Annotated in this window: 12 protein-coding genes; 7 read left to right on the top strand and 5 right to left on the bottom strand. The window is 68.3% G+C overall.

Going from position 1 to position 15,129, the window contains the following annotated elements:
* The first annotated feature begins 48 nt into the window (after positions 1-48).
* Positions 49-684, top strand: coding sequence for a pentapeptide repeat-containing protein (locus HV824_RS04780; RefSeq protein WP_176417389.1), 636 nt, complete (start codon positions 49-51; stop codon positions 682-684).
* Positions 685-691: 7 nt separating this feature from the next.
* Here the strand turns inward: HV824_RS04780 and HV824_RS04785 are convergent, their stop codons facing one another.
* Complete coding sequence (locus HV824_RS04785; protein ID WP_176417388.1) at positions 692-1,291, bottom strand: sigma-70 family RNA polymerase sigma factor; 600 nt, start codon at positions 1,289-1,291, stop codon at positions 692-694.
* A gap of 220 nt (positions 1,292-1,511) precedes the next feature.
* Between HV824_RS04785 and HV824_RS04790 the strand changes: the two genes are divergently transcribed.
* From HV824_RS04790 to glgB, 4 genes are read left to right on the top strand one after another with little or no spacing between them, the layout of a single operon-like run.
* On the top strand, positions 1,512-3,509 hold the full coding sequence (locus tag HV824_RS04790; RefSeq protein ID WP_176422761.1) for an alpha-1,4-glucan--maltose-1-phosphate maltosyltransferase: 1,998 nt from the start codon (positions 1,512-1,514) through the stop codon (positions 3,507-3,509).
* A gap of 15 nt (positions 3,510-3,524) precedes the next feature.
* Positions 3,525-5,180: a maltose alpha-D-glucosyltransferase gene (gene treS / locus HV824_RS04795; RefSeq protein WP_176409327.1), complete on the top strand. Its 1,656-nt coding sequence runs from the start codon at positions 3,525-3,527 to the stop codon at positions 5,178-5,180.
* Positions 5,177-6,511 (top strand): phosphotransferase, encoded by a 1,335-nt coding sequence (locus HV824_RS04800; RefSeq protein WP_176417386.1) that lies wholly within the window; start codon positions 5,177-5,179, stop codon positions 6,509-6,511. The genes treS and HV824_RS04800 overlap by 4 nt, the downstream gene beginning before the upstream one ends.
* Complete coding sequence (gene glgB, locus HV824_RS04805; RefSeq protein ID WP_176422762.1) at positions 6,508-8,712, top strand: 1,4-alpha-glucan branching protein GlgB; 2,205 nt, start codon at positions 6,508-6,510, stop codon at positions 8,710-8,712. Before HV824_RS04800 ends, glgB begins: the two co-directional genes overlap by 4 nt.
* 24 nt (positions 8,713-8,736) lie before the next feature.
* Here the strand turns inward: glgB and HV824_RS04810 are convergent, their stop codons facing one another.
* Entirely contained in the window at positions 8,737-9,903 is a 1,167-nt protein-coding gene (locus HV824_RS04810) for a M12 family metallopeptidase (protein WP_217917100.1), read from the bottom strand.
* Between the two features lie 779 nt (positions 9,904-10,682).
* Between HV824_RS04810 and HV824_RS04815 the strand changes: the two genes are divergently transcribed.
* Positions 10,683-10,892, top strand: coding sequence for a hypothetical protein (locus HV824_RS04815; protein ID WP_176422763.1), 210 nt, complete (start codon positions 10,683-10,685; stop codon positions 10,890-10,892).
* Between the two features lie 203 nt (positions 10,893-11,095).
* Here HV824_RS04815 and HV824_RS04820 read toward each other — a convergent pair whose 3' ends face one another.
* The 3 genes from HV824_RS04820 to HV824_RS04830 are packed head-to-tail and all read right to left on the bottom strand — an operon-like array spanning position 11,096 to position 13,227.
* Entirely contained in the window at positions 11,096-11,617 is a 522-nt protein-coding gene (locus HV824_RS04820; RefSeq protein WP_176417382.1) for a gamma-glutamylcyclotransferase, read from the bottom strand.
* Positions 11,618-11,635: 18 nt separating this feature from the next.
* Positions 11,636-12,232: a GbsR/MarR family transcriptional regulator gene (locus HV824_RS04825; RefSeq protein ID WP_176417381.1), complete on the bottom strand. Its 597-nt coding sequence runs from the start codon at positions 12,230-12,232 to the stop codon at positions 11,636-11,638.
* The gene (locus tag HV824_RS04830) at positions 12,229-13,227 is read right to left on the bottom strand and encodes a polyprenyl synthetase family protein (RefSeq protein WP_176422764.1); all 999 of its coding nucleotides are present in this window, start codon (positions 13,225-13,227) and stop codon (positions 12,229-12,231) included. Before HV824_RS04830 ends, HV824_RS04825 begins: the two co-directional genes overlap by 4 nt.
* A 205-nt stretch (positions 13,228-13,432) precedes the next feature.
* Here HV824_RS04830 and HV824_RS04835 point away from each other — a divergent pair, with 205 nt between their 5' ends.
* Positions 13,433-14,923 (top strand): MFS transporter, encoded by a 1,491-nt coding sequence (locus tag HV824_RS04835; RefSeq protein WP_176422765.1) that lies wholly within the window; start codon positions 13,433-13,435, stop codon positions 14,921-14,923.
* The last annotated feature ends 206 nt before the right edge of the window (positions 14,924-15,129 follow it).

Genomic DNA, 15,129 nt, shown 5'->3' on the forward strand with positions numbered 1-15,129 from the left:
AAATGCCTTGGCCAGCGAGCGCCCACTGGCGTTAGTGACGGGCCCGCCATGTCCTCCCAGCGCCTCCATGAAGAAGACAGCTTCGAGAACGAGACCTTCGCCGACCTGAACCTGCAGGAGGCGGACCTCGGCGGGAAGGAGTTCTACCGCTGCACCTTCCGCGACTGCACCCTGCAGGAGAGCCGCTGGACGAGGACTCGGATGGAGGCCTGCGTCTTCACCGGCTGCGACCTCACGCGCGCGCGGTTCACGGAGACCTCCCTGCGAGACGTGCGGTTCGAAAGCTCCAAGTTGATGGGCATCGACTGGAGCGACGTGGGCACCTTCCCCGAGGTCACCTTCGACGGCTCCAACCTGCGCTACTGCACCTTCGCGGGGCTCAGCCTGCGGAAGACGGCGTTCCTGCGCTGCACTGCGATGGAGCTGAACTTCATCGACACGGACCTGTCCGAGTCGGACTTCAGCGAGTCGGACATCACCGGCAGCAACTTCCGAGGCTGCACGCTCACGAAGGCGGACTTCGGGACCGCGAAGGGCGTGTTCATCGACCCCGCGCGCAACCGGGTGAAGGCCACGCGCATCCCCGTGGAGGCCGCGGTCAACTTCGTCCAGACGCTCGGGCTCGTGGTGCCCGGCTACGGAGAGGCCCCGTCGGCGAAGACGGAGCGCAAGAAGGGCCGTTGAGGGAATCTCAGGCGCTTGGGCGCAGCACCTCCAGGAGCGCCCCCAGCTTCTCCAACGCGAGCCGCGCGCGCGTCTTCACCGTGCCCAACGGGTCGCCGGTGCGCTCGGCAATCTCCCGCTGGGAGAGGCCTTCGAAGTAGGCCAGCGCCACCACCTCGCGCTGCTCCGGCGGGAGCTGGGCCAGCGCGGCCACCACCCGGACACGCGCCTCCCCTTGGCTGGCCGCTTCGTCGGGCGCGTCGGGCGCGGCGCTGACCGGAGGCGCCTGGCGCGCCGCGCCCTCCACCAGGCGGGCCGCTGTTCCCTGCGCCCGCAGCCGGTCGATGGCGCGCGTGCGCACAATCGTCGTCACCCAGGCCTCCAGGCCGCCGCGTTCTGGATTGAACTCTCTGGCGCGCCGCCAGACCTCCAGGAAGGTCTCCTGCAACACCTCCTCCGCGTCAGCGTGGTTTGGTAGCAACCGCAACGCGATGGCGAAGCACCGTCCGCCGCAGCGCGTGTAGACGTCGCGCATGGCCCGCGGGCTTCCCAGGGCGACCTGCCGGAGGAGGGCCAGGTCCAGCGCAGGGTCGCTTGCTCGGAGCACAGCGGAGGAAGGAGGCGCCATGTTCGTCCCGGATAGCTCAATCAGCAGGGCAGTTCCCAGCTTCAAGTATCGGCAGGCGGGCGCCCGGGCGCGCTGTGCCTTCCAGGGTGGGCAGTGCCCGCCCCCATCCTTAACGTTGACGAGCCAACGCGGCCGGCGCGCAAGCCGTCCAGCATCGACAACAATCGCGATTCGCCGCGAGGCCATCACAACCCAAGACCTATAAGGGCCGCCAGCCACCATGACTGAACGACTCGGAAGCGTATTCATCGAGGGAGTCAGCCCCGAGCTGGACGCGGGACGCCACGCCGTGAAGCGCATCGTGGGAGAGCGGTGCACCGTCAAGGCCGATGTCTTCAAGGAAGGCCATGACGTCCTCGTCGCCGTCATCCGCTGGCGCCAGGTGACACCCAAATCCCAGCAGACCGACTGGGCGGAAGTGCCCATGCGCTTCCTCGGCAATGACCGGTGGGAAGGCGACTTCCCCCTGACGCGGAACGGCCGCTACGAGTACACGATAGAAGCCTGGCCAGACCTCTTCCGGACCTGGACGTCCGAGCTGAAGCGCAAGGTCGACGCGGGCCGCGACGTGCGCAGCGAGCTGCTGGAAGGCGCCGCCCTGCTGGAAGGCGCCGCCGCCCGAGCCCGCTCGGCGAAGCAGTTGGACGACGCGCGGGTGTTGACCGAAGCGGCTGCCCGGCTGCGACAGGCCCCCTCCCCTGACCTCCTCGCCGTGGCCCTGGCGCCCGAGCTGGCCGACGTGGCCTCGGCCCATCCGGACCGGTCGCTGGCCCGCCGCTACGACAAGGTGCTGGAGGTCTTCGCGGACCGGCAGAAGGCCCGCTTCAGCGCGTGGTACGAATTCTTCCCCCGTTCGGCGCTGCGCGACGGCGTCACCCACGCCACGTTCCGGGACGCGGAGGCCTGGCTGCCGTACATCCAGCAGCTCGGCTTCGACACCGTCTACCTCCCGCCCATCCACCCCATTGGCCGCACGGCGCGCAAGGGCAAGAACAACAGCCTCACCGCGGCGGCCGACGACGTGGGCAGCCCCTGGGCCATTGGCGCCTCGGAAGGCGGCCACAAGGCCGTGCACCCGAAGCTGGGGACGCTGGAGGACTTCCGGCACTTCGTGGAGACGGCGCAGGCGCACGGCATCGAGGTGGCGCTGGACCTGGCGTTCCAGTGCTCACCGGACCACCCCTATGTGAAGGAGCATCCGGAGTGGTTCCAGCACCGGCCGGACGGCACCATCAAGACGGCGGAGAACCCGCCCAAGCGCTATGAGGACATCGTCAACTTCGACTGGATGGGCCCCGCCCGGGAGTCGCTCTGGGCGGAGCTGGAGTCGGTCGTCCTCCATTGGGTGAAGCACGGGGTGAACACCTTCCGCGTGGACAACCCCCACACCAAGCCCACGCAGTTCTGGGCCTGGCTCATCCGCCGCGTGCAGGAGGCCCATCCGCAGGTCCTCTTCCTGTCCGAGGCCTTCACCCGGCCCAAGGTGATGAAGGCCCTGGGCAAGGTGGGCTTCACCCAGTCGTATACCTACTTCACCTGGCGCAACTTCAAGGGCGAGCTCCAGGAGTACCTGGAGGAGCTCACCCAGCCGCCGGTGTCCGACTACTTCCGCGGCAACCTCTGGCCCAACACGCCGGACATCCTCCCGGAGTTCCTCCAGAACGCGGGGCCTGGCGCCTTCCGCCTGCGCGCGGCGCTGGCGGGCACACTCTCCTCGGTGTGGGGCATGTACTGCGGCTACGAGCTGTGCGAAGGCCGCCCCATCCCGGGCAAGGAGGAGTACACCGATTCGGAGAAGTACCAGTTGGTCGCATGGGATTGGGACCGGCCCGGCAACATCCGGGACTGGATTGCGCGCCTCAACGCCGCGCGCCGCACGCACCCCGCGCTGCACCAGTACGGGACGCTGCGCTTCTTCTCGTCGAACAACGACCGCGTCCTCTTCTACGGCAAGCGCACGCCCGACGGCGGCAGCATCGTGCTGATGGCCGTGAGCCTGGACCCGTATGCCGCCCAGGAGGCGCTGCTGCACGTCCCGCTGGAGTGGCTGGGCGCGCGCCCCGACGAGACGTATCAGGTGCACGAGTTGATGTCGGACCAACGCTCGCTGTGGCAGGGTCCCGACGTACAGGTGCGCCTGACGCCCGAGCAGCCCGCGGCCCTCTGGGCCGTCCACCGGTTCCGCCGCACCGAGAACGCGTTCGACTACTACGAGTGACACCCCGAGAGGCGTATGGACCTGGATCCCCTCTGGTACAAGAAGGCTCTTATCTACGAGCTGCACCTTCGTGCCTTCCATGACTCCAACGGCGACGGCCACGGGGACATCCCCGGCCTGATAGAGAAGCTCCCGTACCTCCAGGACCTGGGCATCAACTGCCTCTGGCTTCTGCCCCACTACCCCTCACCGCTGCGCGATGACGGCTACGACATCGCGGACTTCTACGGCGTCCACCCGGACTACGGCACGCTCGCGGACTTCCAGCGGCTGGTGGATGAGGCGCACAAGCGCGACATCCGCGTCATCACCGAGCTGGTGGTGAACCACACCAGTGACCAGCACCCCTGGTTCCAGGAGGCGCGCAGCGACCCCAACAGCCCCAAGCGCGACTGGTACGTCTGGAGCGACACCGACGAGCAGTACAAAGGCGCGCGCATCATCTTCCTGGACACGGAGCGCTCCAACTGGACGTGGGATCCCGTGGCCAAGCAGTACTTCTGGCACCGCTTCTTCAGCCACCAGCCGGACCTCAACTACGACAACCCCGAAGTGCAGGAGGCCATGCTGGACGTCATGCGCTTCTGGCTCAACATGGGCGTGGACGGGTTCCGCTGCGACGCCGTGCCCTACCTCTTCGAGCGCGAAGGCACCAACTGCGAGAACCTCCCGGAGACGCACGCCTTCCTCAAGCGCCTGCGGAAGACCATCGACGCGGAATACCAGGGGAAGATGCTGCTGGCGGAGGCGAACCAGTGGCCGGCCGACGTACGCGTGTACTTCGGCGACGGCGACGAGTTCCACATGGGCTTCCACTTCCCGGTGATGCCCCGCCTCTTCATGGCGGTGCGCCGCGAGGACCGCACGCCCATCGTCGAAATCATGCAGCAGACGCCGGACATCCCGGACAACTGCCAGTGGGCCATCTTCCTGCGCAACCATGACGAGCTGACGCTTGAGATGGTGACGGACGAAGACCGGGACTACATGTACCGGGAGTACGCCACCGACCCGCGCATGCGCATCAACCTGGGCATCCGCCGCCGGCTGGCGCCGCTGATGGACAACGGCCGCCGGCGCATCGAGCTGATGCACAGCCTGCTCTTCACCCTGCCCGGCACGCCCGTCCTCTACTACGGGGACGAGATTGGCATGGGCGACAACATCTACCTGGGCGACCGCAACGGCGTGCGCACGCCCATGCAATGGACGGGAGACCGCAACGCGGGCTTCAGCCGCGCGGACTACGCACGCCTGTACGCGCCCGTCATCGCCGACCCGGTGTACGGCTATCAGTCCATCAACGTGGAAGCCCAGGATCGGGTGAAGTCCAGCCTCCTGCACTGGGTGAAGCGGATGATTCGCATCCGCCAGCGCTACCCTGTCTTCTCCTTGGGGAACCTGCGCTTCCTCCAGACGGACAACCGCAAGGTGCTGGCCTTCATCCGTGAATGGGAAGGCCAGACAGTCCTCGTGGTGTGCAACCTGTCGCGCTTCGCCCAGCCCGCGGTGCTCGACATGCGTGATTGGGAGGGCTCGGTGCCGGTGGAGTTGATTGGAGAGACCCCCTTCCCGCGGGTGGGTGAGCTGCCGTATCAGCTCTCCATGGGCCCCTACATGTTCCTGTGGTTCCGGCTGGACAGGCCGCAGCAGGTGAGGAGCCTCGAATGATGACCCTCGATTTGACCAAGCTGCCTGACTACCTCAAGCACCAGCGCTGGTTCAGCGGCAAGGCCTGGCCCATCAAGCAAGTCACGGTGATGGACCACGCCACCATCGAATCAGGCGGCTGCTCCTTCAGCCTCGCCGTGGTGGACGTCATCTACGAGCTGGGCAGCCCGGAGCGCTACCTGCTGCCCGTGCATCCCTCCACGGAGGGCGTGCGGGACGCGCTGGAGAGCGACGAGTGCCTGCGGGGCCTCTTCGACCTCATCCGGACCGGAGGCCAGGTGGCGTCCGCGTCCGGCCGCGTGCAAGGCGAATGGATTGGCGGTCAGGACGGCTTGCTCGCCCTCCCCGCGTCACCGGAGGTGCGGCGGCTGCAGGTGGAGCAGAGCAACACCTCGGTGGTGCTGGGTGAGCAGGTCATCCTGAAGATCATCCGCAAGCTGGAAGCCGGCGTGAATCCGGAGCATGAGGTGGGCCGCTTCCTCGCGACCAGGACGTCGTTCCGCGCCACGCCGACGCTGTTGGGCGCGCTGCAGTTGGAAGGGGCGGCGGGCGCGACGCTCGCGGTGGCCCACCGCTTCGTGCCGGATGCGACGGACGGCTGGAAGTACACGCTGGACCGGCTGCGCCAGGAACGCGCCGTGGGTGAGCGCTTCCAGTCAGAGATGCGAGACCTGGGCGCGCGTCTGGGCGAGCTCCACCTGGCGTTCGCCTCGGCGACCGACGAAGACCCGGCCTTCACGCCGGAGCCGCTGTTGCAAGAGGACCTCCAGCGCTGGAGCGCCTCCATCGTCGGGGAGCTGGGCGTGACGCTGGCGGACGCCAGCCGGCAGAACCCGGAGCTGGAGCACCGGCGCGAGGACCTCATCGAGTACGCCAGGCGCCTGGCGCAGGTGTCGCCCTCCGGCCAGAAGATTCGCATCCACGGCGACCTCCACCTGGGGCAGGTGCTGCGCGCCAAGGACCAGTGGCTCCTCTTCGACTTCGAGGGCGAGCCCGCGCGCTCCTTCACCGCCCGCCGGGAGAAGTACAGCGCGCTGCGCGACGTGGCGGGGATGATCCGCTCGTTCGACTACGCGGAGGCGACGGTGGCGCTGGAGGGTGGCACGCCCCACGAGCGCATCAACACCATCCGCGACGCCTTCGTGGAAGGCTACCGGCAGGTGACGCGCGGCGCGGCCTTCCTGCCCACGGACGAAGACGCCTTCGACGTCATGCTGCGCGCGTTCGAGTTGGAGAAGCTCCTCTACGAAGTGCGGTACGAAATGCAGAACCGGCCCGACTGGGTGCGCATCCCCGTCCAGGCCCTCTTGCGCATGGAGGCATCCAAGTGAGGAAGCCAGCCGACAAGGCCCAGATCGACGCGGAGCTTCAGCGCGTCGTGGAGTTGCGGCATCCGGAGCCCCACTCCGTCCTGGGCATCCACCCGGATGGGGATGGCGTGGTGATTCGCGCCTTCCGCCCGGACGCCGTGGCCATCCACGTGCTGCCAGAGTCCGGCGGTCGCGTCGCGATGACGCACCGCCTGGGCGGCGTCCATGAGGCCCGCATCAACGGCAAGGACCAGACGTTCAACTACCTGCTGGAGGTGGAGTACCCCGGCAAGCGCGTCTTCACGCTCCGCGACCCGTACAGCTTCCTCCCCACCCTGGGGGAGATGGACCTGTATTACGCCGGTGAAGGCCGCCATGAGCGCCTCTGGGAGCGCATGGGCGCGCACCTGCTGCATCACAACGGCGTGCGCGGCACCTCGTTCGCGGTGTGGGCCCCCACGGCGGCGGGCGTGTCCGTCGTCGGTGACTTCAACGGCTGGGACGGCCGGCTGCACGCCATGCGCCGCATGGGCTCCTCCGGCATCTGGGAGCTCTTCGTTCCCGAGGTGGGCGAAGGCACCCGGTACAAGTTCGAGATTCGCCCCGGCCAGGGCGGCCCCAACGTCCTCAAGGCGGACCCGTTCGCCTTCCGCACCGAGGTCCCCCCCGCCACGGCCTCCGTGGTGCACGACCTGGCGCGCTACACCTGGGGCGACGCGGCGTGGCTGGAGCAACGCGCGCAGCGGCGGGACGTCCATCACCAGCCGTGGAGCGTGTACGAGGTCCACCTGGGCAGCTGGCGCCGGGTGGTGGAGGACGGCGACCGGCCCATGACGTACCGGGAGCTGGCCCCCGCGCTGGCCGAGTACATCAAGTTCACCGGCTTCACGCACATCGAGCTGCTCCCCGTGGCCGAGCACCCCTACGGGGGCTCCTGGGGTTATCAGGTCGGTGGCTACTACGCCCCCACGGCGCGCTTCGGCCACCCGGACGACCTGCGCTTCTTCATCGACCACATGCACCAGGAAGGCATCGGAGTGCTCGTGGACTGGGTGCCCGGACACTTCCCGCGCGACCTGCACGCGCTGGGACAGTTCGACGGCACGGCGCTGTATGAGCATGCCGACCCGCGCAAGGGCGCGCAGCCGGACTGGGGCACGCTGGTCTTCAACTTCGGCCGCAACGAGGTGCGCAACTTCCTCATCGCCAACGCGCTGTTCTGGATTGAGGAGTACCACATTGACGGGCTGCGCGTGGACGCGGTGGCGTCGATGCTCTACCTCGACTACAGCCGCAAGCAGGGCGAATGGATTCCCAACCGCTGGGGCGGACGGGAGAACGAAGAGGCCATCCAGTTCCTGCGCGAGCTGAACGAAACGGTCCACCGCAAGCACCCGGGCGTCGTCATCATCGCGGAGGAGTCCACGGCCTGGCCCAAGGTGTCCGCGCCGGTGTCCGACGGCGGCCTGGGGTTCGACTACAAGTGGAACATGGGGTGGATGCACGACACGCTGTCGTACTTCTCCAAGGACCCCATCTACCGGCAGTACCACCACAACCAGCTCACGTTTGGCCTGCTGTACGCGTTCAGCGAGCAGTTCATGCTGCCGCTGAGCCATGACGAGGTGGTGCACGGAAAGGGCAGCCTGTATGGGCGCATGCCGGGCGACCCGTGGCAGAAGCGCGCCAACCTGCGCTCCCTGTTCGCCTGGATGTGGGCGCACCCGGGCAAGAAGCTCGTCTTCATGGGCGGCGAGTTCGGCCAGCCGGCGGAGTGGAACCACGACAAGAGCCTGGACTGGCACCTGACGCACGATGCGGGGCACCACGGCATCCTCCAGCTCGTCTCCGACCTGAACCGCATCTACCGGGACATGCCCGCGCTTCACGACGCGGACGGCGAGCCCGTGGGCTTCCAGTGGCTCCAGCCGGACTCGGCCGCGTACAACGTGTTCGCCTTCGTCCGGCGCGCGCGTCAGCCAGGACGGCACGTGGTGTGTATCGCCAACCTGTCGCCGACGGTGCGGGAGGACTACCGCGTGGGCTTCCCGCTGCAGGGCCGCTACGTGGAGCTCATCAACACGGACGCCGAGCAGTACGGCGGCTCCAACCTGGGCAACATGGGGCAAATTCACACCGAGCCCACGGGCTGGGATGGCCAGCCGGCGTCGGCCACCCTCACCCTGCCCCCGTTGTCCGTGTTGTGGTTCACGCCGGGCTGAGCCAGGGCCTGGGCGCGGGGGCGTTCACCACAGCATCACCGCGGACTCCCCTGCCCGCTCCTCGTAGAACATCCGGACGCGAAGCACGTACTCGCGTCCCTGAAAGAGCTTGAGCTTCAGGGACGCGTTGACGTCCTGGCCGCTGTCGTCGGCGCCCGTCAGGAACTGGTAGGCGCCCTGGGTGTTGTCGAACAGCACCATCACCGTGTCCGACGTGCCGAAGGTCCGCAGCTCGAACTCGCGGGTCTCCGGCGCGGTGAAGGTGAAGTTGCGCTGCTGGCCGGGCTTGAGCGCCAGGCTCACGGACTGGAAGGGCTGGAGCGGCGTGAGGTCCTTCTCCGCGATGGGCGGATAGAGGCGCTTCACCCATTCCCTGTCCCGGTCGGAGATGCCGCCCTTCGGATTCAGGCCCTTGTCGAAGTAGGGCCTGGGCTCCTTGATGAGGCCCGGACCGAAGGGATAGTGCATCACGGAGTCTGGATCCCAGGTGGAGCCCTCCACCGAGGTGGGGTCCAACTGCCGGATGATGTTGAAGAAGGTCGTCTGCCGGCTCCAGCGGTTGGGCGGCTTCGCGAGCGCCGCATAGACGGCCTCCTCGTCCCACACGATGCCGGCGTTGGGGTTCTGGTGCTCGTGCGGGAAGCCCAGCGAGTGCCCTATCTCATGGATGGCGGTGTCGAGCTCCCGGCTGCTCTCGGTCAAATCCCAACCGAAGTTCATGGTCCGCTCGTCCGGACCATGCCGGAGGACGTCGCGCCCGACAAAGGACCAGGCACCGTCTTCGCGCATGAAGCCGATGCGAAGCTCCGCCTCGCTCCGGGACTTCACCTCTTTGAACTCCAGGCCGATGCCCACCTGTTTCCATCGGCGGAAGGCCTCGCGCACGACGTCCTTCTCGGCGTCCGTCGTGGTCCACGGTATCCATTGCGTGCCGCCGTCCTGGAGCCGAACGTTCTCCCCATCCGTGGACCGGTCGAAGAAGTAGTAGCGCAGCACGGTGCCGTTGGCCCACTTCTTCTCGTTCACCCGGATCAGATGCACCCGGTGCGGATTGAGGTCCGCGGGCAGCACGCGCTCGGGTTCCTGCTTCAAGGCGCAGTGCGCGAGCTCGGGGGCGACGGCGACGACCGCTCCCCGCCGTCCCGAGGTCGCGGCGCGCCCCACGGACTTGCGGCCCTGCTTGCGCTCCACCTCCTGGCTCCTCTGAGGCTCCGATTCCGTGCGCGCCGTCCGCCCCCTGCTCCGCCCGCCTCGTCGCCTGGTGTCGTTCGTCTTCGCCATGGTTGCCCTCCCAGTGGCATGGGTTCACCCGACAATGTGATTCCCCCCTGCTCCGCGAAGCGACGTTCGGCCGGAGCAGCCGCCGCCCCACGCGTGAATCAGCCTGCGCTCCAGCGAGCCCTTCAATGCCTCTCCGCACTGAGCAACGGTGAAACACAGACATCAAAGGCAAGCACCAATGACAGACAGACAAATATACATGCACCATCATCAGGCGCAGTGGACTTACTGAACATCCAGGCATGTGGGTGTTGGCATTCAGGGGCTCCCGAAATCACTGAACATCCAGTCAGCCTGAAGACAGCGATCAGTCCCGTGGTGCCACTGAACATGACATCATGTAGGCATGATCATTTCAGACAGTGCTCGAACCACTAAACATCCAATCAGTCACAGGCGGCGATCAGCATGAGGCGCGGCACTGAGCGCACAGATGAGGTCGAGAATGCCTGCTAGTCCGTTCATGTAGGCACGACCCAGCCAGTCGCCGCACGACACACTGAACATCCGGGCAGGCAGTCGGCCCCGATCAGCAACCCCGGGACTCCTGCTCTGATGTTCATGTAGGCATTGCCCGGCGGGATTCCGACACACCGCCCGCACACCAGGCGAGCAGGCACCGCCGCTTGCTCCCTCCTTCATTCGACCCCAGCCTACTCCTGGGCGATCGACTCACCAGGAGGACGGGGATGACGAAGAAGAAGATCAGCGAGGGGTACGGCGGGACCAGTGAGCAGCGTCAGCGCCACCTCCAGAACGACAGCTTCTCGGAGCGGGCGCCTCGAACGCCGGACGAGACGGAGGCGGTGCGCAGCACGCCCGACAAGGACGGGCGCGAGATCACCATCCATCCGCTGGACGCCGAGGACTCGGACGACCTGTGGCACGGCCAGCCGTGAGCCGAGCCCAGGGGCCGGCCTCAGCGCATGAACAGGAAGTAGAGCACCGCGCTCAGGGCGACGGACACCAGGATGCTGCCGATACAGCCGAGCCGGTTCGAAAAGAAGAAGAACATACGCGCGGCCCAAGCTGCGCACTCCCGGCGCGGAGGGAAGGCACCCCGCCGCGTTCTGTCCGGGGGCTTACGGAGTGCCCGCGCCGGCTACTCGCCGCGCTTCAGCCGCTCCACGTAGTCCGCCGGTAGGCCCGCGGACTGGGCGCCACGCACCAGCGCGTCCACGAAGCGGGGGCTGATGGAGCCCTCCGCCGACGCACGCCGTGGATTCGTGACGAAGGCCGTGGCCTCCAGCTCCTGACCGTCCACCCGCACGCGCACCGGTCGCTCCACGCACATGCTCGTCACGAAGCCTTCCTTGTGCTGGATGATGGGCCAGTCCTGGCCGCGAATCTCGAACAGGCGGCCGTACACCTTCTGGCCCGCGGAGTCCGCCAGCCCCGCGACACGCCCGCCCCACCAGCGCGACGGGAAGTCATAGACCAGGTCCACATCCAGGGCCTCGGCCAGCCGCCCCTCGGGCAACTCGAAGAAGTCGTAGCTGTGCTGTGAGCGCCACTCCTCGAACGCGGCGCGGTCCAGGATGGTCGAGTACGCGAAGTACAGGCGCGTGGCCGACGGGTCCGCCCCCGCACGCGCCTTCATCACCTGATCGTAGTGCGAATCCATGTCCGACCCTCCTCCAGGCTACTTCGAGCCCCGGCGCGACCCAGTGGCCTCGTCCCGGAACACGGACAGCACACCGGACACGTCCAGCCGGGACGTCTTGATGAACAGCCGCAGCGCGCGCTCCACGTGCTCGGCCAGCGTGGCCATCTTCTCCAGCCGCTGGAGCCGCTCCGGGGACAGCCCATCCTGCGTCTCGGCCAGCCGCCGGGCCTCCGCCAGGTCGGCGCGGATGCGCGCGACGAAGCCCGCCTCGCGCTCCTCGATGACGTGCGTCACCATGCGGACCAGATCGTTCTCCGCGCCGTAACGCCAGACGGTGTCCTGGGGCAGGCGCACGCGCTGGATGACGCCCCAGCGCTCCAGATCGCGCAGCAGCATGGAGACCCCGCCCTTGGACAGGTCCAGCTCCCGCTCGATTTCACCCGCGGTCAGGGGCTCACCACGCAGGTACAGCAGGGCCCAGACCCGGCCCTGGTTGCGCTTGAACCCCCAGAACTCAATGACGTTGCCCACCGCGTCCACCGCGATGGCTTCCCAGGGCGCCAGCCGGCCCTCCGCTGGCGGCGCCTCCGAGGCAGCGCTACCGGGTCCCCCCGTCCACAGGTAGCCTTTCATGCGGCGCGCCCCTGGACTTGCTCGGCGATGCCGTCCGACAGCCGCCGCGCCCAGCTCACCAGCTCCGCGCCCGCGGGCTCCTTGGCGAAGTGGCCCAGCTTGTCGAGCGCCGCCTCGATTTCGACGTTCATCCGCGCCATGGAGGCGTCCACCGCGCCCGTGGCTTCGATGGCCGCGCCAATCTCCTTCGTGCGCTCCGGCGTGATCGCGGAGAACGCCCACGCGTCCTTCAGCTTGCGCCGCAGCGACTCATCCTTGGCCACCGCCAGGAGGATGGGCATGGACGGCGTGCGCGAGTGCACGTCCGCATAACGCGGCTTGCCCACGTCCGTGCCCAGGATGTCGCGAATGTCGTCGGCAATCTGGAACGCCACGCCCAGGTGACGCCCGAAGCCGTCGAAGCGCTCCACCGCCTCGGGGTGCTCCGCCAGCGTCGCCGCCGCGTTGCCACACCAGCCAAACAGCGAGCCCGTCTTGCCCTCGGCGATGAAGCGCAGCCGGTTGAGCGGCAGGTCCAGGTCGCCGCGGGCCTCCACCTCGGCGATGGCCGCGCGGGTCATCTCGGAGACGATGGACAGCGCGCTGCGCGTCAGCCGCGCGTCCAGCAGGGACAGCTGGTGCAGGCCCGTGGACAGGATGAGGTCGCCGCTCATCACCGCGACGATGTTGCCCCAGCGCGCGTTCACCGTGGGCCGGCCCCGGCGGAACATGCCCGCGTCCACCACGTCGTCGTGCAGCAAGCTGGCGGAATGGATGAGCTCCGCGGCCACGGCCACGTCCACCAGCCGCTCCGCCGGAACCCCCACCGCGCCGCCGAACAGCCGCGTCAGCATGGGGCGCGCGCGCTTGCTGCCGCTGCCCAGACAGAGGTGGCGGGCCGCCTCCATCAGCGTGTCGCCCTTCACGTCCGGACCGGCATCGCCATCCACCAGGGTGCTGCCAAGCCGCTGCTCCACCGCCCCCAGAAAATCCGTCAGCTCCCGAGCCAGATCCATAGTGCGCCGTCTCCTCGTTCGTTCATATAGTTCAAGACCGCTTGAACTGCACCTGATTCCAGCGCCGCCCAGCAGCCGGGCGCGGACGGGTGCCGGAGCATGTGGGACAGCCGCGCCGCTCCCGCCTGGAGAGCGGCCGGGCACCCTGGGGCTCACCCGCGGAGGATTGAGAGGGCCCGGCGGCGCGTGCGACAGAAAGCGACCTGTGACTCGCGCAGCCCTCCGCCGGAAGTTCCTCCGTAGCTTCAGCTTCGCCTCCCTCGCTTCAGCGGTTCCGCTGTTCCGGCCCGGCGCGTCCCTGCCCGGCTCGACGGCGCCGCTCCTGGGGGCACCGCCCGCGGACGGGCCTGGGCCGCAGGTCCGCCCCCAGCAGGGCCGGCTGCGCCGGACGCTGGGTGTCTCCGTGGTGGAGGGCATGTTCTCGGAGGTCTTCACCGCGTGCGCGGGCGCGACGGTGCTCACCGCGTGGGCCATCGCGCTGAAGCTGGGGCCCTTCCTCGTCGGGGTGATGACGGCCCTGCCCTTCTTCGCGCAGTTCGTGCAGTTCCCCGCGGCCTGGCTGACGGGCCTCTTCGGCCACCGGCGCGTGGCCCTCACCGCCGTGTGCCTGTCCCGCGTGGTGATGTTCCCCCTGGCGGTGTTGCCGTGGCTGGACCTGCCCTTCGAATCCCAGCAGCGCCTGCTGCTGACGGTGGCCGGCGGCTCCGCCGCGCTGAGCGTGGTGGGCAACAACGCCTGGGTGGCGTGGATGGGAGAGCTGGTGCCCCGCGCCGTCCGGGGCCGCTTCTTCGGACGCCGCACCGCGCTCACCACGCTGGCGGGCACGCTGGCCTCCCTGGGCGCGGGCCTGCTGATGGACCGGCTGCGCCCCACGGGCGGCGTGGGCGTGGCCCTGCCCCTGCTCGCGTTGGGCGCGTGCGTCATGGGCATCGTCACCACCCTGTTCATGGCCTCGCAGCACGACCCGGCGCCCCCGGGCACCACCCCGCCCCTGGAGCTCAAGGGCGCGCTGGTCCCTTTCAGGGATGACAACGCGCGCCGGGTGCTCACCTACCAGGTGACCTGGAACGCGGCGGTGGGGGTGTCCGCGCCCTTCTTCGCGCTGCACAGCCTCCAGAACCTCCAGATGACCTTCGTCGTCATGGCGCTGCACGCCGCGGCGGTGGCGGGCGTGCGCATCCTGACGGCGCCGCTCTGGGGCCGCGCGATTGACCGCTGCGGCGCCCAGCCCGTGTTGATGGCGTGCTCACTGGGCATCGCCGCCATCCCCGCCCTGTGGCTGCTGCCCTCCGCGGGGACGCTGTGGCCCCTGCTCTTCGACGTCCTCCTCGCCGGGGCGCTGTGGAGCGGCCACGGCCTGGCCATCTTCGAGCTGCCCCTGGCGGTGGCGCCCCGGAAGAACCGTCCCTTCTATCTGGCCGCCTTCGCCACCGCCGGCGGCCTGGCCTATGCCGCCGCGGCCGCCCTGGGAGGCGCCATCGCCGCCGCGCTGCCCACCCAGTTCACCTTGGGAGGCCAGGTCTGGGTGAACCTGCACGTGCTCTTCGTGCTGTCCTCGGTGGCCCGCCTGGGCGCGGCCCTGCTCACGGCGCGCATCCCCGAGCCCGGCGCCCACCCCGTGCGCTCCGTGAGCGCGATGCTGTCGCGCCTGCTTTCGCGGCCAATCGCTGCTCATCGCACCGCGTTAGATGATTGACACTCAAAAGACATGACAGCGCCATTGCTTGTCATACTGCGGGACTGTGCAAATTCGTCGCGCAAAACCGGAGAATTCCAGACTAGCTGGTGATTTGCTATTTTCACTCAAAGTATGCTTTCTGCCGTGCCAGCACCGCAGCTCCCAGAGAGCGCGGTCAACCCGCAGTGCAGGAGCACGACATGTCCTCAGGTCCTTACCGAAGG

The organism is Myxococcus sp. AM009 (genome assembly GCF_013372605.1).
Lineage (GTDB): Bacteria > Myxococcota > Myxococcia > Myxococcales > Myxococcaceae > Myxococcus > Myxococcus vastator.